10 protein-coding genes and 3 tRNA genes are annotated in these 19592 nt (G+C 73.4%); 8 read left to right on the top strand and 5 right to left on the bottom strand.

All coding sequences use genetic code 11. The features are described from left to right. Positions 1-35: 35 nt before the first annotated feature. Positions 36-863, bottom strand: a complete 828-nt coding sequence (locus tag OG599_RS16595; RefSeq protein WP_327176746.1) for a glycerophosphodiester phosphodiesterase — start codon at positions 861-863, stop codon at positions 36-38. A 198-nt stretch (positions 864-1061) separates the two neighbouring features. On the opposite strand from OG599_RS16595, the gene OG599_RS16590 reads away from it, so the two are divergent. The 3 genes from OG599_RS16590 to OG599_RS16580 all read left to right on the top strand — a co-directional run bounded on the left by OG599_RS16590 (position 1062) and on the right by OG599_RS16580 (position 3561). After that, entirely contained in the window at positions 1062-2828 is a 1767-nt protein-coding gene (locus OG599_RS16590) for a S1C family serine protease (protein WP_327176745.1), read from the top strand. A 54-nt stretch (positions 2829-2882) separates the two neighbouring features. Next, positions 2883-2967, top strand: a tRNA-Ser gene (locus tag OG599_RS16585). 144 nt (positions 2968-3111) lie between these two features. Continuing rightward, positions 3112-3561, top strand: a complete 450-nt coding sequence (locus tag OG599_RS16580; RefSeq protein ID WP_327176744.1) for an ankyrin repeat domain-containing protein — start codon at positions 3112-3114, stop codon at positions 3559-3561. Positions 3562-3944: 383 nt separating this feature from the next. Here the strand turns inward: OG599_RS16580 and OG599_RS16575 are convergent, their stop codons facing one another. Both OG599_RS16575 and OG599_RS16570 read right to left on the bottom strand, forming a co-directional pair. Then, positions 3945-5123, bottom strand: coding sequence for a hypothetical protein (locus OG599_RS16575; protein ID WP_327176743.1), 1179 nt, complete (start codon positions 5121-5123; stop codon positions 3945-3947). A gap of 144 nt (positions 5124-5267) precedes the next feature. Beyond that, positions 5268-6254: a bifunctional DNA primase/polymerase gene (locus OG599_RS16570; RefSeq protein ID WP_327176742.1), complete on the bottom strand. Its 987-nt coding sequence runs from the start codon at positions 6252-6254 to the stop codon at positions 5268-5270. Between the two features lie 400 nt (positions 6255-6654). On the opposite strand from OG599_RS16570, the gene OG599_RS16565 reads away from it, so the two are divergent. The 3 genes from OG599_RS16565 to OG599_RS16555 all read left to right on the top strand — a co-directional run bounded on the left by OG599_RS16565 (position 6655) and on the right by OG599_RS16555 (position 12575). Further along, positions 6655-9930, top strand: coding sequence for a glycosyl hydrolase 115 family protein (locus OG599_RS16565; RefSeq protein ID WP_442809441.1), 3276 nt, complete (start codon positions 6655-6657; stop codon positions 9928-9930). Positions 9931-10243: 313 nt separating this feature from the next. Next, the gene (locus OG599_RS16560) at positions 10244-10801 is read left to right on the top strand and encodes a SigE family RNA polymerase sigma factor (protein ID WP_327176741.1); all 558 of its coding nucleotides are present in this window, start codon (positions 10244-10246) and stop codon (positions 10799-10801) included. 124 nt (positions 10802-10925) lie between these two features. Continuing rightward, on the top strand, positions 10926-12575 hold the full coding sequence (locus tag OG599_RS16555) for a long-chain fatty acid--CoA ligase (protein ID WP_327176740.1): 1650 nt from the start codon (positions 10926-10928) through the stop codon (positions 12573-12575). Positions 12576-12656: 81 nt separating this feature from the next. On the opposite strand, the gene OG599_RS16550 is transcribed toward OG599_RS16555, so the two are convergent. Together OG599_RS16550 and OG599_RS16545 are read right to left on the bottom strand one after the other, a co-directional pair. Continuing rightward, complete coding sequence (locus tag OG599_RS16550) at positions 12657-17015, bottom strand: PAS domain-containing protein (protein ID WP_327176739.1); 4359 nt, start codon at positions 17013-17015, stop codon at positions 12657-12659. Positions 17016-17481: 466 nt separating this feature from the next. Further along, positions 17482-18318 (bottom strand): SSI family serine proteinase inhibitor, encoded by an 837-nt coding sequence (locus tag OG599_RS16545; protein ID WP_442809440.1) that lies wholly within the window; start codon positions 18316-18318, stop codon positions 17482-17484. A gap of 423 nt (positions 18319-18741) precedes the next feature. On the opposite strand from OG599_RS16545, the gene OG599_RS16540 reads away from it, so the two are divergent. Continuing rightward, positions 18742-18832 (top strand) — tRNA-Ser (locus OG599_RS16540). A gap of 502 nt (positions 18833-19334) precedes the next feature. Then, positions 19335-19407, top strand: a tRNA-Arg gene (locus OG599_RS16535). Positions 19408-19592: the final 185 nt, after the last annotated feature.

Genomic DNA, 19592 nt, shown 5'->3' with positions numbered 1-19592 from the left:
GGTGCACTCCCTGTGACGGCTCGGGGGAGGGGTGATTACGGGCGTCCGAGCTGGGAAAGTACCCGTTTCGGCCGGTTGGTGATGATCGCCTCGACGCCCAGCTCGGCGCAGAGGGCCACGTCCTCCGGGTCGTTCACGGTCCAGACGTGCACCTGGTGCCCGGCGCGGTGCAGCCGGCGGACGTAGTCGGGGTGGTTGCGTACGATCCGCATTCCCGGCCCGGCGATCCGCGTGCCGACGGGCAGCCGCCCGTCCCGCAGGCGGGGGGTGAGGAACTGCATCAGGTAGACGGTGGGCAGGGTGGGGGCCGCGGTGCGGACCCGGTGCAGGGACCGGGCGGAGAAGCTCATGACGCGGACCGGCGAGGGGCCTTCGGCCGGCGGGGCGTCGAGGCCGAACTCCTTGAGCAGGCGCAGCAGCCGCTCCTCCACCTGCCCGGCCCAGCGGGTGGGGTGCTTGGTCTCGATGGCGAGCTGGACCGGCCGGCCCGCCGCCCGTACCTCGGTGACCAGCTCCAGCAGGCGTTCCAGGGTGAGTACGGAGGTGAGCTCGCCGGGCACCGGGTCCCAGTCGGGGGACTCCTCGCGGTCCTTCCAGGAGCCGAAGTCGAGCGCGGCGAGTTCCGAGAGTTCGAGTGCGGAGACCGCGCCGCGACCGTTTGAGGTGCGGTTGACCCGCCGGTCGTGCACACAGACGAGCTGTCCGTCGGCGGTGAGCCGGACATCGCACTCCAGCGCGTCCGCGCCGTCCTCGATGGCTTTCCGGTACGCGGCCAGGGTGTGTTCGGGGGCGTCGTCGGAGGCTCCTCGATGGGCCACGACCTGGATGGACGGCGGGCTGGAGGGCTGGTGTGCGTCGGTCACCGCGTCATGGTGTCACCGCGACGCGACGGCTGTGCGTTCCTTGTGCCGGGAGTGCCGTTTTGTCTGATGTAAAGATTGGCGTGCGGATGCACAGGTCCTGTTTACAGTGGCCTGACGTGTTCTGGGCAAAGCTTGGGCCCAGACACTGCAGAGCGGATCTCTTGCCGAACGCCGAGTGGAACCGAGGAGTAAAGAGCTGTGAGCACCGAGAACGAGGGCCACGAGGGCGCCGCGGTCCCCGCCGTACCGCCCGCTCCGTCAGCACCTCCCGTGCCGGCCGCCGCTCCTGAGGACCCCCGCCGGGAGGCACCCCCGGCGTCCGAGGCACCGGCGACGGCGCATCAGGAAGACGCGGCTCCGGCGCCGCAGGGCCCGTCCGGGCCCGCCGCGCACGCCGAGCAGCCCCAGGAACCGCCGTACGTGGACGGCCGGGCCGACGACACCTCCCCGTCGGCCGAGCCCGCCGGACCGTACGGCACCACTCCCGCACCGGCCGCCCCGGCCGAGCCCGCCGGGGCTCCCGGGCAGCCGACCGCGGTGCAGCCGGTCGTCGAGCCGGCGCACGCCCCGGCTCCGGAGCAGCCGCAGGCGCCCGCGCACGCCCCGGCGGCCGACGCGACGCAGCCCCTCCAGCCGCACACCCCGGCGCCGCACACGCCTCCGCCCGCCTACCCGGCGCCGCAGGCCGCCCCGGCGTACCCCGCGCCGCACACCGCCGCGCCCGCCGGTTCGTGGCCGCCCCCGGCCCCGCCGGCCGTCCCGGCGTACGCCGCCGGCGGCGACGGCGGTCATGGCGGCGAGGTCTGGGGCGCCTCCGCCGAGCAGGCCCCCAAGGGCCCCCGCAAGCGCCGGGCGGGCGGGCTCGTCGCGCTGGTCGCCGCGACGGCCCTGGTCGCCGGCGGCATCGGCGGCGCACTCGGCTTCTGGGCCGCCGACAGCAACGACGGCGGCTCCTCCGGTTCGACGACGATCAGCGCCGCCGACACCCCCAAGGCGCTCAAGCGCGCCGACGGCACGGTGGCGGGCGTGGCCGCCAAGTCCCTTCCCAGCGTGGTCACGATCGACGCCCAGAACGGCGACGGCGAGGGCGGCACGGGCACCGGCTTCGTGTACGACAAGGAAGGCCACATCCTCACCAACAACCACGTGGTGGCCTCCGCGGCGGAGAGCGGCCAGCTGACCGCGACCTTCTCCAACGGCAAGAAGTACGAAGCCGAGGTGGTCGGCCGCGCCGAGGGCTACGACGTCGCCGTCATCAAGCTGAAGAACGCCCCGTCCGGCCTGAACCCGCTGGCCCTCGGCAACTCCGACAACGTGGCGGTCGGCGACTCGACCATCGCGATCGGCGCCCCCTTCGGCCTGTCGAACACGGTCACCACCGGCATCATCAGCGCGAAGAACCGCCCGGTCGCCTCCAGCGACGGTTCCGCCTCCAGCAGCAGCTCCTACATGAGCGCCCTGCAGACCGACGCCTCGATCAACCCGGGCAACTCCGGCGGCCCGCTGCTCGACGCCAGCGGCGCGGTCATCGGCATCAACTCCGCCATCCAGTCGACCGGCAGTTCGTCCGGCCAGACCCAGGCCGGCTCCATCGGCCTCGGCTTCGCCATCCCGATCAACCAGGCGAAGAACGTCGCCGAGCAGCTCATCAAGACCGGCCAGCCCGTCTACCCGGTCATCGGCGCGACGGTCACCATGTCGGAGAACGGCGACGGCGCGGTCATCTCCGACCAGGGCTCCGGCAGCACCTCCGCCGTCGCCGCGGGCGGCCCCGCCGCCAAGGCGGGCCTGAAGGCGGGCGACGTCATCACCAAGTTCAACGACACCCCCGTCGACAGCGGCCCGACCCTCATCGGCGAGATCTGGACCCACAAGCCGGGCGACCGGGTCACGCTGACGTACGAGCGCGACGGCAAGGAGTCCACCGTCGAACTCACCCTGGGCGAGCGCAAGGGCGACAGCTGACCGGCTAGGCTGTAGGCCGTTCCCCGGCGGCGACCCCGTCGCTCCGGGGGCCGGGGTGGGTTGCCCGAGCGGCCTAAGGGAACGGTCTTGAAAACCGTCGTGGCGCGAGTCACCGTGGGTTCAAATCCCACACCCACCGCGCAGGTTGAAGGCCCCCGACCAGGTACATCGGTCGGGGGCCTTCGGCATGGCCAGTGTTCGCCGGTGAGCGCTGTCCGCCGCGGTCGTCCGGTTCTCCGGGCCCGTACGCGAGGGCGCGGACCCGGCCTGGTTGGATCGCGCCGTGACCGACGACGCGGACCAGTACGAGATGTCGCCCGTCCACCTCGCGGTGGAGATGGACGACTTGGCGGAGCTGACCCGGCTCCTGCACGCCGGCCACGACCCGGATGAGTACGACGGCTCCAACGGCTGGACGCCGCTGCTCCGGGCCATCGACGGAGAGTCGGACGGAGCGGTCCAGAGCGGTGATCCGCTGAACGCCGCCTGCACTGCCGTACTGCTGGCCTACGGCGCGGACCCCGCGAAGCCCTCCCGAGAGGGCCTGACCCCGTACCACCTGGCCTTCCAGACACGTCACGAGATGGCTCTGAGGCTGCTCGAAGCCCACATGGAACTACGGGGCACGCGTCTTGAATGCCGGCTCCACCGTCGTGGGGTCTCTCCGCCCCCGCGCACGCCCGGCGCTCCGGCCGGTGACACAGGGCACTGCGCGTGCGGATGCCCGAAGTAGTGCGGTGACGGCCGGCGCGCGAGGAGCTCGGTGGCGGTCGTTCCTCCGCGCGCCCGCCGGGACCCCGAGGACGGCTACCGCCTGCGGCCCCCGAGCCGCCGGAGGGTGAGCGCTCCGAGTCCCGCGAGAACGATGAAGGTGATGACGATGACGATCACTTCGCCGGGGCGCAGCGTTGCCAGCATGTCGGTCTCCTCTGCTGCCCGTGGGCAGTCGTCCGCCGTGCGGCCGTGTGCCGTACGGCGTGGAAGACGAACGTCGCATCCCGCCCGTGCCCGGGGGAGCCGAAGCGGGAAGTCTTGAGGAGCTTCTGAGCCGGACCCCGCGATTCCGCCGGCTCCGCCTCCCCGGTCCCGTACGGGCAGCTCCCCGCCGCCACGCGCCTACGGCGGCCCCGACCCCGTGAGCCAGTACGCGCCGTACACCGCCGAGGCGCCGGTCAGGGTGGTGAGGACGGTCCAGGTGAGGGCGGGGCGGCGCCTGGTGAGGGCGACGGCGAGGGGGATCAGGAGGGGGAACGCGGGGAGGAGCAGGCGGGGTTTGGAGCCGAAGTAGCCCGAGGCACCGACGGCGAGCAGGGTGACGAGGGCCGAGTAGGCGATCAGCGGCGGGGGCTGGAGCTGCTTCGCGCCGATGTGGTGGGGCCAGTACGCCAGGAGCAGCAGGGCGGCGAGGGCGAGTACGGCGAGTGCCGTGGAGCCGCCGGTCAGGAAGCGGGCGAAGGCCCAGCCGCCGTCGAAGCCGTTGCCCCACTCGTCCTGCACGTCGAGGTAGCCGAGCACGTGTCCGCGCCGGGCGCCCACCCAGAGGATGTACGCGGCGGCGCCCACCGGTGCGATCAGGCAGCCGAGGACGGCCCGCGTCCGGGTCCGGGTGGTGCCGGTCCCGGAGCGGATGTGGAGCCGGACCGCGAGGAACAGGGCCGCGGTGACGGCGAGTCCGACCGGGCGGGTCAGGCCCGCGAGGCTCGCCAGGATGCCCGCGAGCACCCACCGCTCGCGGAGCACGCACAGGAGCCCCCAGGCGGCGAGGGCGGTGAAGAGGGCTTCGCTGTACGCCATCGACTGGACGATGCCGACCGGCACGGCCGCCCACAGCACCACGCAGACGACTCCGGCCCGGTCGCCGTACGCGTGGCGCACCACGAGGAAGACCGCCCAGGCGGCGAGGGCCGAGGCGAGGGCGGTGACCAGCAGTCCGGCGGCGGGCAGGCTCAGGCCCGTCACCGCGCGGACGGACCGCTCCAGCCAGGGGAGCAGGGGGAAGAAGGCCGTGCTCGACAGGGAGCGGCCGTCCGGCGCGTTCAGGGTGAAGGCGTAGCCGTGCTCGGCGACCCGGGTGTACCAGAGGGAGTCCCAGCGCTCCGACAGCAGCACGCGCGGGCTCTTGCCCATCGAGTCGGCGCGTACGGCCAGGGCGGCGAGGCCGAGTGCCCGTACGCAGAGGAAGAGGGCGACGGCGAGGAGCGCGGACCGGCCGGAGCCGACGGGGTCCCGGTGTGGGGTGCGGTCGGCCGTCCCGGTGTCGCCGTGCTCCCGGGCGGTGGGTGCTGCGGCGGACATGGAAGGCCGATCTCTGCGGGGCGGGGCGGGGTGTACGTGACGCGGTTCGCGTCCACCGGTCCTGCGGGCTGCGGAGACCGGAGAGAACCCTACTCCTCGGCCTGGCCGCCGCCTCAGGGTCCCGCGGAAGCCGCTCCGGTGCCCTCAGGCGGCCTCGGAGCGGTCCGCCGCCAGCCGGGCGGCGGAGGCGAGGGTGGCGCGGGCCTCGTGGGCGGGGAGTCCGGCGCGTACGGCCGCCTCGGCGAGGGCGGGGGCGAGGGCGTCGCCGAAGCCGTGCTCGTAGGCACGGCAGGCGGCCCAGAACAGCCGGGTGTTGCGTTGCCCGGAGCGGGCGGCCAGCACGAAGTGGACCAGCCCTTCGCCGTGTTCGGGGCCGCGCGGCGCACGGGCCCCGGGCCCGCCTCCGGCTCCGGTTCTGCGGGCCCGGCGGGCCGGGGGTGTCAGCAGGCGCAGCAGGGCGCGCGGGCAGGGGGCCGGCGGGAGGTGCGCGGTACCGGGGGCGAGGCGGTAGGTGCCGTGCGGGGTGACCGAGCCGGGGCCGATGAGGTAGCCGCCGGTGCCGCGGACGTCGACGCCGGGGGCGAGGCGGCTCGCCGAGCCGGCCACGGCGACCTCCGGGGGCACGGTCAGCCAGAGGTGCCGGCCGCCGCCCGGGGTGAGCACGGTGAGGGTCGGCGGGATGGCGAAGAGGTGCTGGAGGGCGAGCTGGCGCAGCGCCCCGTCCGACTGCCCGCCCGCGCCCACGCCCGGACCCGCGCCCGTGTCCGTACGGGCAGCCGGACCCGCGCCCGTGTCCGTACGGGCGGCCGGTTCGAGGTCGTCGTCCCCGTCCAGGTCGATGCCGATCAGGCGGTGCGGGCCCTGTCCGCAGGCGATGCCGTATCCGGCGGTGTGCGGGGCGGCCGCGAAGAGCGCGCGGACGGCCGCCGGGTCGGTGGTCGCGTCGTGCACCCCGTGGCCGGGCCGCCCGCAGTGGCCGGTGCAGGCGGTGCGCGCGGTGCTGCCCCGGTGCGGCGAAGGCAGAGCGGGGAGCCGGTCGGCGGTGAGCGGGATGACGGGGAGCCCCCGCTCCGCGGCGTTCAGCGCGTGGGCCAGGGCCAGGGTGGCGATCTGCCGGTCGGTGGGGGCCATGAAGTCATGTTCGTACACGCGTTCGAATAAGGCAACGGGATCGAGGGTGACCCTGGGCACCCCTCGGCCCCCTCCCCCGGTGGTTCGGGCCGCTTCCGTGCCGCCCTTTCCGGAATCGGTTGGTGCAAGGGGATTGACCGCCGGAAAAGACGGGCTTTAGGTTTCCAGAAAATTGCGGGGACATATTCGAAATGTTTCGATCAGGCGTAGGGCTCCCGGGCGGCTCGATGTCGGAATTCCTCGTATTCGGGCGCCTTGGCTCGATAAGGGAGAGATCGGTGAGCTGCGGAATCCTGGTGTCGGGTGCCCAGGTTCGCGCTGTTCGAGGCCCTGACCTGCGAACTCTCCCTCATGTCCGTGGTGGCGACTCTTTTCTCGAAACTTTTATCGGAGGTCATTCGTGGAATCACAGATTCCGGGCCCGCAGATTCCGGACTCGCAGGAGGACCCCCGCCTCTCCGGTTCTTCTGACGCGCCCGCTCCGGGCCGCGCCAGCCGCAGGTCCGTTCTCGCCCTCGGCCTCGGTCTGAGCGCCCTGGCGTCCCCGCTTCTCTCGCTCGGCGGTGCTTCACCCGCCCTGGCGGCGCCCCTCGGCACCACGGGTGCCGGTGGGACGCGGGGTGCGGGCGGGGCGCAGGGCCGGGCCACCGACTCCGGTGCCTACCTCTCGTTCACCCCGGTGTCCGGCGGGTTCACCCTGGTGAAGTCGGGCCGCGCGGTTCCCCTCGTCGTCAGCGGCGCGGACCACGCGGGTGTCATCCGGGCCGTGGGTGACCTGCAGTCCGACATCGAGCGGGTCACCGGCGTGCGCCCGGCCGTGGTGCGGAAGGCGGGGGCCGGTCAGCGGGAGATCGCGATCGTCGGCACCATCGGGCGCAGCCCGCTGATCGACGCGCTCGTGGACGCAGGCAAGCTCGACGTGAGCGGGATCGCGGGCAGGTGGGAGACGTCGCTCCAGACGGTCGTCGAGCGGCCGATGCCCGGCGTGGACCGGGCGTTCGTGATCGCCGGAAGCGACCAGCGCGGCACGATCTTCGGCGCGTACGACGTCTCCCGGGGCATCGGGGTCTCCCCCTGGTACTGGTGGGACGACGTGGTGCCGGAGCACCGCGACCAGATCCACGTCCGTCCCGGCCGCCACACCCAGGGCACCCCCTCGGTGAAGTACCGCGGCATCTTCATCAACGACGAGAACCCCTCGCTCGGCACCTGGGCGCCCAAGTTCTTCGGTCCCGGCAAGGCGGCCGGCTTCGAGGGCGGGCTCAACGCCGACTTCTACGCCCGGATCTTCGAGGTGCTGCTCCGCCTCAAGGCCAACTACCTCTGGCCGGCGGTCTGGGGCCGGGCCTTCGCCGAGGACGACCCGCTGAACCACGCCACCGCGACGGCGTACGGGATCGTCATGGGCACCTCGCACGAGGCCCCCATGATGCGCGGCATCGAGGAGTGGAACCGGCACGCGGTGGCCGCCGTGCGCGACAGCGCGGGCAACATCACCACCCCCGGCCACGATCCCTACGGCGGTACCGGCGAGTGGTCCTTCCGGCGCAACTCCGAAGCGCTGAAGGCGTACTGGGCCGACGGCATCCGCCGCATGAAGGAGCAGGACTTCGAGGGCGTGGTCACCCTCGGCATGCGCGGCAACGGCGACACCAGCCTGCCGGACGGCGACGGTATCGAGCTGATGAGCGAGATCATCGCGAGCCAGCGCGCCATCATCGCCGACGTCACCGGCGACGAGAAGTCCGTCCCGCAGGTGTGGACCCTCTACAAGGAGGTGCAGCGCTACTGGGACCGGGGTCTGCGCGTCCCCGACGACGTGACCGTGGTGCTCACCGACGACAACTGGGGCAACATCCGCAAGCTGCCCCAGCTCGCCACCGACGACCGCGGCGGCGGCTACGGCCTGTACTACCACTTCGACTACGTGGGCGTCGGCCGCAACTACAAGTGGGTGGACACCACGTCGCTGCCGAACATGTGGGACCAGCTCAACCAGTCGTACACGTACGGCAACCGGAACCTGTGGGTCACCAACGTCGGTGACCTCAAGGGCAACGAGCTCTCCACGCAGTTCTTCATGGAGTACGCCTGGAGTCCGGCCCGCTGGGACCTCGACAGCCTTCCGGAGTGGGAACTCGGCTACGCCCGACAGCACTTCGGCGAGAAGCAGGCCGAGCGGATCGCCGAGGTGCTCTCCGAGTACGCGCACCTCCAGCAGATCCGCAAGCCGGAGCTGCTGAACCGGCGCATCACCCTCGACCCCGCCAAGAACCCGGCCACCGACGCCTCGGCGATCGTCTACGACGACCGGGCGACCCCGTTCAGCCTGGTGGACCACCGCGAACTGGAGTGGGTCACCGAGCGCTGGCGGACGCTCGCGGCGAAGGCCCGCGAGGTCGGCAAGCGCCTGCCCGCCTCCTCGCAGGACGCCTGGTTCGAGCTCGTCGGGTACGAGGTCGAGGCCACCGCCAACGTCTACGAGCTGCGTGAGGCGCAGTTCACCAACCTCTTCTACGCGGACCAGGGCCGGGCCCTGACCAACGAGCTGGCCGCGAGGGCCGAGGCCCGCCTCGCGGACGACTTCGCCCTGGCGAAGAGGTTCAACACCCAGGTGGCGGGCGGTAAGTGGGACGGCTTCCAGACCCAGCCGCACATCGGGTACGGAGACGTCGACCGGTACGGGTCCAACGCCCCTTGGCAGCAGCCCGAGTTGAACAACGTGGCGCTGGCCGACGAGATCTACCCGGCGGTGAAGCGCATCGAGCTGCCCCGGGCGGCCGGGATGGGCGTGGCCGTCGAGGGCAGCGAGGACTGGTGGCCGGGCGGCGGTGCGGGCGAGGCGGTGCTGCCGGTGTTCTCCCCGTACGGCAACGGCCCCGACCCGTACCTCGACGTGTTCAACCGGGGGCAGGCGGCCTTCGACTACCGGATCACCACCGGGAAGTCCTGGCTGGTGGTGGACCGGCCGCGCGGGCGGGTCACCACCCAGACCCGGGTCACCCTGCGGGTCGACTGGAAGCGCGCGCCGCAGGGCGTCACCCGGATACCGGTGACGGTGAGCGGCCCCGGCGGGGCGAGCGTCGTCGTGACCGCCGTCGTCGACCGGCCCAGGACGCCGAAGTCGGGCCTCAAGGGGTTCGTGGAGGCCGGCGGGTACGTGTCGATGGAGGCCGAGCACTACAGCCGCGCGGTCGGCAGCGGGTCGGTCGGCTGGCGCCGCCTGCCCGACGTCGGCCGTACGGCGGGCGGCATGGAGCCCTTCCCGGTGACGGCGGCCCGGCAGGCGGCGGGCCGGGGGCCCCGGCTCGAGTACACGCTGAGCCTCTTCACCACGGGGCCGGTCACGGTCTGGGCGTACCTCTCGCCGAGGAACAACCCGCTCTCGGGCGACGGCCTGAAGTACGCGGTCTCCTTCGACGACGAGGCGCCGGCCACGGTGAACGTCACGGCGGTCACCGGCGGGGACGACGGCACCATGAACGTCCAGTGGGCGCGCGCCACGTCCGACAACGTCAACCGCACCGCCACCGAGCACGTCATCACCCGGCCGGGAGAGCACGTGCTGAAGTTCTGGATGATCGACCCGACCGTGGTGGTCCAGAAGCTGGTGGTCGACACCGGCGGCCTGCGCCCGGTCTACCTCGGCCCGCCGGAGAGCCTGCGGCTCGGCTGAGCGAGGTCCCGCGGCACCTCCGGGGGATGACCCGCCGGCCCCGACGCCCCGGCGGCCGGCCCGCGCGACGGCACTTCGGTGCGTCGCGCGGGCCGTTCCCGTCCGGCGCCGCACCAGGGCCGCCGGGGCGTGTACCGGCCGCCGGGGGTGCGGGCACAAGGCCGGGGCGCGGGGCGCGCGCGACCCCGAACCCGGTCCGCGCGCCCTCCACCCCCAGGAGGTGGACGCCTCCCGGCGCCTACAACCTGAGGGGGACGAGCCTTCGGGACCTGGGGCCGATCCCTCGCCCGGCCTTCGCTCCTAGGTTGGAGAGATGACCACGCCAGTCTGCGAGGGCGCCCTCAGGCACCCCGCTGCCGCCGCCGGACACACCCCGCCCTACCCGTCGTTCTCCTCGTACGTCCGGGCGCGCGGGCCCGTCCTGCTGCGCACCGCCCGCTCGCTCACCGCGAATCCGTGCGACGCCGAGGACCTGCTCCAGACCGCGCTGGCCAAGACGTATGCGGCCTGGGAGCGGATAGAGGACCACGGGGCGCTGGACGGATACGTCCGCCGGGCCCTGGTGAACACGCGTACCTCGCAGTGGCGCAAGCGCAAGGTCGACGAGTACGCCTGCGACGAGCTGCCCGAGCCGGAGACCGCCCCGGCCCCCGATCCCGCCGAACACCAGTCGCTCCACGACGCGATGTGGCGTGCCGTGCTCAAGCTGCCCGACCGGCAGCGGGCCATGGTCGTCCTGCGGTACTACGAGGACCTCAGCGAGGTGCAGACCGCCGAGGTGCTCGGGGTGTCCGTGGGCACGGTGAAGAGCGCCGTCTCCCGCGCGCTCCGCAAGCTCCGCGAGGACCCGGAGCTGACCCCCGCGCGCTGAGCCCGCACGGTGGGGCCGGCCGGGCGCGTGCCGATTGGAATGGCCCGGAGTAGTGACATACCGCGCGGTATGTGCGCAGAATCAGCGGAACCCTACTGCCGCGTAGCGCCTCCGGGAGGACGCCGTGCTGAGCACCATGCAGGACGTACCGCTGACTGTCACGCGCATCCTGACCCATGGGATGACGATTCACGGGAAGTCGCAGGTCACGACCTGGACCGGCGAACCCGAGCCGCACCGGAGCAGTTTCGCCGAGATCGGCGCCCGCGCGATCCGGCTGGCCAACGCCCTCCGGGACGAACTGGGCGTCGACGGCGACCAGCGGATCGCCACCCTCATGTGGAACAACTCGTTCCATGTCGAGGCATACCTGGCGATTCCGGCCATGGGTGCGGTGCTCCACACCCTCAACCTGCGGCTCCCCGCCGAGCAGCTCGTCTGGGTCGTCAACCACGCGGACGACAAGGTGGTGATCGTCAACGGCTCGGTGCTGCCGCTCCTCGCGCCGCTCCTGCCCCGACTGCCGTCCGTGGAACACGTGGTCGTCGCCGGCCCCGGCGACCTGTCCCTGCTCGACGGGGCCGTACCGCGCGTCCACGACTACGAGGAGCTCATCGCGGGCCGCCCGGACACCTTCGCCTGGCCCGAGATCGACGAACGCCAGGCCGCCGCCATGTGTTACACCTCCGGCACCACGGGGGACCCCAAGGGCGTCGTCTACTCGCACCGTTCGATCTATCTGCACTCGATGCAGGTCAACGCGACCGAGTCGATGGGGCTGACGGACGCCGACACCACCTTGGCGGTCGTTCCGCAGTTTCATGTGAATTCCTGGGGATTGCCCCATGCGGCCTTCATGTCCGGTGTGAACATGCTGATGCCGGACCGCTTCCTCCAGCCGGCCCCCCTCGCCGAGATGATCGAGAAGGAGCGCCCGACCCACGCGGCCGCCGTCCCCACCATCTGGCAGGGCCTGCTGGCGGAGGTCACCGCCCGGCCGCGCGACCTCACCTCGATGACCCGGGTCACCATCGGCGGCGCCGCCTGCCCGCCCTCGCTGATGGAGGCGTACGACAAGCTGGGCGTCCGCCTCTGCCACGCCTGGGGCATGACGGAGACCTCGCCGCTCGGCACCATGGCCAACCCGCCCGCCGGACTGACCCCCGAGGAGGAGTGGCCGTACCGCGTCACCCAGGGCCGCTTCCCGGCCGGTGTGGAGGGGCGGTTGGTCGGCCCTGGCGGCGAACACCTGCCCTGGGACAACGAGTCGGCCGGTGAGCTGGAGGTGCGCGGACCCTGGATCGCCGGGGCGTACTACGGCGGCGCCGACGGCGAACACCTGCGCCCCGAGGACAAGTTCAGCGCGGACGGCTGGCTGAAGACCGGTGACGTCGGCGTGATCAGCCCCGACGGGTTCCTCACCCTCACCGACCGGGCCAAGGACGTCATCAAGAGCGGCGGCGAGTGGATCTCCAGCGTGGGGCTGGAGAACGCGATCATGGCCCACCCCGAGGTGGCCGAGGCCGCCGTGGTCGCCGTACCCGACGAGAAATGGGGCGAGCGCCCGCTGGCCACGGTCGTCCTCAAGGAGGGCGCCACCGTCGGCTTCGACGGCCTCAAGGCGTTCCTCGCCGACTCCGGCGTCGCCAGGTGGCAGCTCCCGGAGCGGTGGACGGTCATCGGGGCGGTACCGAAGACGAGCGTCGGTAAGTTCGACAAGAAGGTGATCCGCAAGCAGCACGCGGACGGCGAACTGGACGTCACGGTCGTCTGACCGGTCCCGCCGGGCTCGTCGCGCGCGGCCGTACGGCGGAGGGGGCGGTACGGAGATCCGTACCGCCCCCCCGTCGTCAGCTCAGTTGGTCCCTATCTTCGCCAGCAGATCGACGATCCTGGACTGCACCTCGTCGCTGGTGGAGCGTTCGGCCAGGAAGAGCGCGGTCTCGCCGGAAGCGAGCAGCGACAGCTCGGAGCCGTCCAGTCCGGCCGAGGTGTAGACGACCAGCGGGGTGTGGTTCAGGCGCCCGTTGGCCCGCAGCCAGTCGATGATCCCGGCCCGCCGGCGACGTACCTGCATCAGGTCCATCACCACCAGGTTCGGCCGCATCCGCGCGGCCAGGTCGACCGCCTCGCTGTCGGTCGCCGCCCGGACCGCCTGCATGCCCCGCCGCTCCAGGGTCTGCGCGAGGGCCGTCGCGATCTCCTCGCGCTCCTCGATGACGAGCACCCGGGGCGGGTGCTGCTCGCTGTCGCGCGGGGCGAGCGCCTTGAGGAGGACGGCCGGGTCGGCGCCGTACGCCGCCTCCCGGCTCGCCTGGCCCAGACCCGCCGTGACCAGCACCGGCACCTCGGCCGCCACCGCCGCCTGGCGCAGCGACTGGAGGGCGGTACGCGTGATGGGCCCGGTCAGCGGGTCCACGAAGAGCGCGGCGGGGAACGCGGCGATCTGCGCGTCCACCTCCTCGCGCGAGTGCACGATCACCGGCCGGTAGCCCCGGTCGCTGAGCGCCTGTTGGGTCGAGACGTCGGGAGCGGGCCAGACCAGCAGCCGCCGGGGGTTGTCCAGCGGCTCCGGAGGCAGCTCGTCGTCGACCGGTACGGGCTGCGGACGGTTGGCGATCTCGACCGCGCCGCCCGGCCCGTCCAGCGGCTCCGGCCCCTCGGCGCCCTCGTCGGGTGCTCCTATGGCGTACGAACGGCCCTCGGCGACCTGCGCCATGAGCTGCCCGGAGGCCGAGGTGGCGGCGCCGGGCTGCGGGGCCTGCGGCTTCTGGAGACCCGTGCCGGGCCGCGCGGACTGCGGGGCGGGGACCTGCGGAAGGCCCTGCGGCCGGGCGGCGGGAGCCGGTGCTTCCGCGCCCGGGGGAGCCGACAGCTTGCGGCGCCGGCCGGCCCCGCCGAGCGTCTGGTTCTGCTGGTGGCCCAGGTGCTGGACGAGCGGTACGCCCTGGCCCAGGGTCCGCACGCTGAAGGCCCGCCCCTGGGTGTCCGAACCGCCGGGCATCGGCATCTCGGCGGGCAGCGGCTGCCGACGGGCCGCGGACACGGCGGCGGGCGGCACCGGGGTGCTGCCGGTCGCGTGCGCCGTGGGCCCGTCGCCGGAGACCGGCTCGGGCGCGGCGGGCGCGGCGGCCGGAGCCGCGGGGGCCGGAGCCGCGGAGGCCGCGGGCGCGGTGGCCGGTACGGCGGTGGCGGCCGGCGTCGGCGCCCCCGCGGTGGTGCGGGCGCCCGCCGTGTACGCGAGGGCGGGCTCCGGCGCCTCGTCGTCCTCGGCCTCGTCGTCGAGGTGTCCGTGGTCCGCCGCCCGGGCGGCCGGGTCCGGGCCGCCGACGCGGTCGGTCGAGTCGACCCGCGACCAGCTCTCCGGTGAACCCGCCGCCTCGGCGGCACGGGCCCGGCGCCGGCCGGACGGGGAGGTGGACACCGGGTGCGGCTGGAGCGGGGTGTGGTCCTCGTCGGGACCCATGGCGGTGGCGTCGTGCCGGTCCGGTACCGCCCCGGGCTCGGCGGGCCGGTCCGCGTCGGCGGGCGGCAGCGCGAACGGGGTGCGCGGCCCCGCGTTCTCCGCGGCCAGCCGCTCCTGCGCGGCGGCCAGCGCCCGCCGGGCGCGACGGCCCGCGGGCTGCAGCTGCGGCGCGAGCGCCTCGGGCTGCGGGATTCCGTCGTCGTGGACCACGGGGGACCGCACCGGCAGCGCCGGACGGCCCTGCTGCGCCCGCTGCGCCGGGGCCGGCTGCCCCTGCCGACCCGGGACCTGTGCGCCCGGTGCCTGCTGTCCCGGCCCCTGCGGAGCTGCCGGAACACCCTGCGGAGGCACGGTCTGCCCGCGCTGCGGACGGCCCGTGCCCTGGGCGCCCTCGGCCGCCGTCACGACCGAGCCCTCCGAAGGGCCACCACCGGCCGCCGGAAGCGCGAGAGCCTGCCCGGCACCGCGCGGACGCTCCTGCGCGGGCGACAGCTGCTGCGCGGGCCCGGCCTGGGCCGGAACGGGGGTTGGGGGCTGCTGCTGGGGACCGCCCTGAGCCGGTACCGGTACGGACCGGGGGGCACCCGCCGACTGCGCCGGGACCGGGGCGGTCTCCGCCGGGCTGGGACGGCCGCGCCTGCGGCCCGAACCCTCGCCCGGCCGGGGCACGAGTGCCTCCTGAGCCTGCTCCTCCTCCGCCGCGGGACCCCGCCGTGCTCGGCGCCGCCCGGTCGGACCGGCGCCGCCGGTCTCGTCCGACGCGCCCGCGGGAGCACCCGCGACACCCTCGGTGGCGGACCCCGCCACCGGCACCGCACCCTCGGCGCCCGCGAGGCTCTCCGGCCCCTCCGGGCTCAGCGCGCTCTCCAGGAACGCGTCCGTCGACGACCTGCGGGCCCTGCGCCGGCCACCGCTGACGACGGCGGGAGCGCCGACGGCCTCGAAGCCCGCGACCTCCTGCTGCGCGGCCTGCTCCGGCACGGCGCCCTGCTGCTGCGCGGCCTGCTGCGGCAGCTGCTGGACCGTCCCGGAACCCGAGCCCAGCGGAACTTCGAGCACGTACGCGCTGCCCGCCATGCCGGGCATCTCGTGGGTCTGGAGCACCCCGCCGTGCGCGCGCACGATCCCGCTCACGATCGGCGTGTGCACCGGGTCGCCGCCCGCGAACGGGCCGCGCACCTCGATCCGTACGACGTCCCCGCGCTGCGCCGCGGCCACCACGACGGTCGAGTCCAGATAGCCGCCGCCGGGGGCGATCCGGGTCTTGCCGGTGGAGTCGATCCCGGCCACGTCCGCGACCAGGTGGGCGAGGGCGGTCGCCAGCCGGCGCGCGTCGACCTCGGCCTCGATCGGCGGGGCGTGCACCGCGAACTGCGCGCGCCCCGGACCGATCAGCTCGACCGCGCCGTCGATGCCCGCCGTCACGACCGCGTCGATCGGCGCCGGAGCCTTGTCGAGCGTCTCCGTGCCGAAGTCGAGGCGCTGGTAGCCCAGGACGTTGTCGACCAGCGTGGTCATCCGGGCGTACCCGGCGGCCAGGTGGTGCAGGATCTGGTTCGCCTCGGGCCAGAGCTGCCCGGCGGGGTCGGAGGCGAGCGTGGTGAGTTCGCCCCGCAGCTCCTCCAGCGGGCCGCGCAGCGACTCGCCGAGAACGGCCGTCAGCTGTGCGTGCTGCGCGCCGAGCAGGGCGATGTGGTCGGCCTGCTCCTCGATCTCGGAGGCGTACCGCTCGGTGCGGTCGGCCAGTTCGGAGGCGTGGCTCTCGGTGAGGCCGGAGACCTCGGTGGTGTGGCTCTCCGTGAGCTCCGTGACGGCGGCGGTGTGGCTCTCGGTCAGCTCCGTGACCTCGGTCGTGTGCTTCTCCGTCAGGGCGGCGATCTCGGCGGCGTGCTTCTCGGTCAGCTCCGCGACCTCGGTCGTGTGCTGCTCGGTCAGCTCCTCGTACGGCCTGCGGTCGGTGAACGTCATCACCGCGCCGACCAGCTGGTCACCGTCGCGTACCGGAGCGGTCGTCAGGTCCACCGGCACCCGCGCACCGCTCTTGGACCAGAGCACCTGTCCGCGCACCCGGTGCTTGCGCCCGGAGCGCAGGGTGTCGGCGAGCGGCGACTCCTCGTACGGGAACGGCTCGCCCTCCGCACGCGAGTGCAGGATCAGCGGGTGCAGCTCCTTGCCGCCCAGGTCGCTGGCGCGGAAGCCCAGGATCTGCGCGGCGGCCGGGTTGACCAGGACGACCCTGCCGTCCGTGTCCGTACCGACCACACCCTCGGAGGCGGCCCGCAGGATCATCTCGGTCTGCCGCTGCGAACGGGCCAGTTCGGCCTCGGTGTCGACGGTGCCGGAGAGGTCCCGCACGACGAGCATCAGCAGCTCGTCGCCGGTGAAGGAGGAGGTCGGGAAGTCGTTGTAAGCCGCCTGGCCGCTGTCGAGGCTCGCGCTGGTGACCTCGACGGGGAACTCCTGGCCGTCCGTCCGGCGCGCGACCATCCGCGTCGGCTTGGTCCGGCCCCGGGAGTCCGCCGACTCCGGCCGGCGCATCGAGCCGGGGATCAGCCGCGAGTCGAACTCGGCGAGCAGGTCGAGAAGTCCACGGCCCACGAGCCCGGTACCGGGCGCCTCGAACATTTCGAGCGCGATGGTGTTGGCGTTGACGACCGTGCCGTTGGCGTTGACGAGCAGCAGCCCGTCAGGGAGGGCGTCGAGTATGGCTGCGAGGCGAGCAGTGCCTCGGGATGGCCTGCTGCTCACGACGCGCTTCCTCCCTGTTTACCGCACCTTGCCGGCCCGGGTCCCCATCTTGCCCCTCGGGCCACAGGCTGTCACGGGAGGAGTCTACGGGCACCGGAGCGAGCAGGAACGGTGGATGAGGGGGAGCTCTCATCGAGCTTCTGTACAACCGGTGCACACCGGAAGCCCCCGAACGCCCCAACGCGCCCCGTACGTACGGCTCCGGAGGTTTGGGCGGAGCCGTACGCCGGGTGCCCGTGAGAGGGCTCAGGGGTTGTGAGAAGGCCCGGGAAAAGGCCCATTCGGCCTACTGGCCGGGCGCTCGGGACCCGTATGTGCTTCCGATGTGCTTCCGATGTGCGTCCGCTGTGCGTGCGTCCGCGGTGCGTGCGACCGGCTCGCGCCCGGGATCCCGCCCGGGATCCCGCCCGGGCCCTCACCCGGGCTCTCGCTCGATGTGCGGGCCGGTTACTGACTTACGGGCCGGTTACTGGCCGGTGGCCGGGAGCAGCGGGCGCAGGGCGTTCCAGCGGGCGATCTCGCAGCCGTTCTTGCGGTTCACGGTCGTGTCGACCGGCCGTCCGCGCCAGGTGCCGGTGATCCGGGCGGTGGCCGGTCCGCCGTACATCTGGGTGCACATGGCGTCCTTGTCGACCGGCCGGAACAGGTCCTCGCCCGCCCCCTCCGCCTCCGCGAGCCGGTCGCAGGCCGCCTGCGCCTCCGGGTGGTCGCCCCCGGCCCGCGTGCCCGAGCGGGTGCCGGCGGCGGGCGCGCACGTCAGCTCGTACGAACCGTCCCGGACGAGGCTCCCGGCGGAGCCCGTCTTGCCGGAGCCGGAGCCGGAGCCGGAGCCGGAGCCGGTGTCGGCGGAGATGCCGGAGTCCGTGTTCCCGGAGTCCTGGACCGTCACCGTGAGCCGGGTGGTGGCGTCGGCCTCGGCTCCGGTGTCCCCCTTGGCTCCGCCGGAGGTGGGTGCCGGAAGCGTGACGGGCGCGGGGAGCGTGGTGGGGCCGGTCGTGGCGGGACCGTTGGTGTCCCCCGGCAGATCGCCGTTGCCGAGGCCCGGCAGGGCGGGGACGTCCGTGTCCCGCGGACCACGGGCCTCCGCCGGCCCGGCGCCCTTGCGCGCGGGGCGGAGCATCCCGCTGTACGGGGAACCGGCGGGGCCGGACGGCGAGACGGCCGGCCCCGCCTGCTCGGACACGGGGAGCGGCCCCGACCCCTCGATGGGCACGGGCAGCGGCCCGACGGCTGTGGCGAGGGGGGCGGCGGCGGAGAGCGCGGCGATCGAGACGACGGCGGTGAGGGCGAGACGGCGCAGCATTGCGGGACTCCTGGTCCTGGGGCACGGGCAAGGGTGGCGGCGGGCGGCGGCTGACCCATCTCGTGTCCCTGGATCACGTCGGCCCTTCCTGGTGTCCCTAACGTCCCTCCCACCCCGACGTTGCGCGATCCGACGGGGCCGCACGGAGCAAGCAGGAGTGCACGCCCGGGCGTACGGGGGGAGCGGGCGGGGGCGTACGACGGGAAGCGGACGGGGAGTACGGGGAAGTGGGCGGGGCGTACGAGGGGAAGTGGGCGGCGGGCACCGGCCCGGCACACGAGCGTGCCGGACCTTCCCCGAATCGGGGGCGTATGTCCTTTGCCCTCGCGCCCACCTGGCTAGTACCGTGGGCCGCGATTGGTGACACCGCACTCGTCTGTGTCATCATCTGCACGCACCACTCGCGCTTGCGCGAGGTGTGCTGGAGGCGTCGCCTAGTCCGGTCTATGGCGCCGCACTGCTAATGCGGTTTGGGTTTTAAAACCCATCGAGGGTTCAAATCCCTCCGCCTCCGCCCCATCCGAAGCCCCGTGCCCCTGGCGCGGGGCTTCGGTCGTTCCCGGGGGCGAGCGGCTCGGGGGTGGTCGGCCGGGGGCGGGGGTGGGGCCGTGTCCGGCCGTCCGGTCCGGTTCCGATCGCGGCTCCACTCGGGCTCGGACTGTCGGCCGTGCGCGGGTCGCCGGCCGTACCCGTGGCGCCGGTCTCACGTCAGGTCGTACGCAGGTCGCCGGCCGCACTCGATGGCCGGACGCCGACCGTTCCCGGTCGTGATCGCGAGGGGCTCGGGCGCGGATCGTGGCGACTCCCCGCTCCGGAGGCCCGTTCGGACGGTTTCCGGCCGCCGAAGCGGCGGGAGGGCGGGTGCGGGTGCGGGGCCCAGAACGGTCCTGATTCACCCTCTGGAGGCGTTTCCGCAGGTCAGAGGGGGTTTGGCTAATGGATTTCGCGTCCCGGCGCGGTTCATGTAATGTTGTTCTCGCAACGCCGACCGGGAAGAAAAAAGCCCGGAACGCCAAGCACTCGTAGCTTAACGGATAGAGCATCTGACTACGGATCAGAAGGTTGCAGGTTCGAATCCTGCCGAGTGCACAACAGGCCAGAGGCCCTCAGGAGAAATCCTGAGGGCCTCTCGCGTTGTCGTACAGCAGCGGAGTACAGCAACCGTGTCAGCCGATGACCGATGACGCCCATCGCGTCGGACAGTTTGGATGGCCTCGCGTACCTCTTCCTCGCGCGCCGCCGCGTGGACACCCATCGGCACGGCGATCTGCGGG

The sequence above is a fragment of the Streptomyces sp. NBC_01335 genome (genome assembly GCF_035953295.1).
GTDB lineage: Bacteria > Actinomycetota > Actinomycetes > Streptomycetales > Streptomycetaceae > Streptomyces.
Note: the sequence above shows the minus strand (reverse complement) of the source record. Positions and strands in the feature narration are given on the sequence as shown.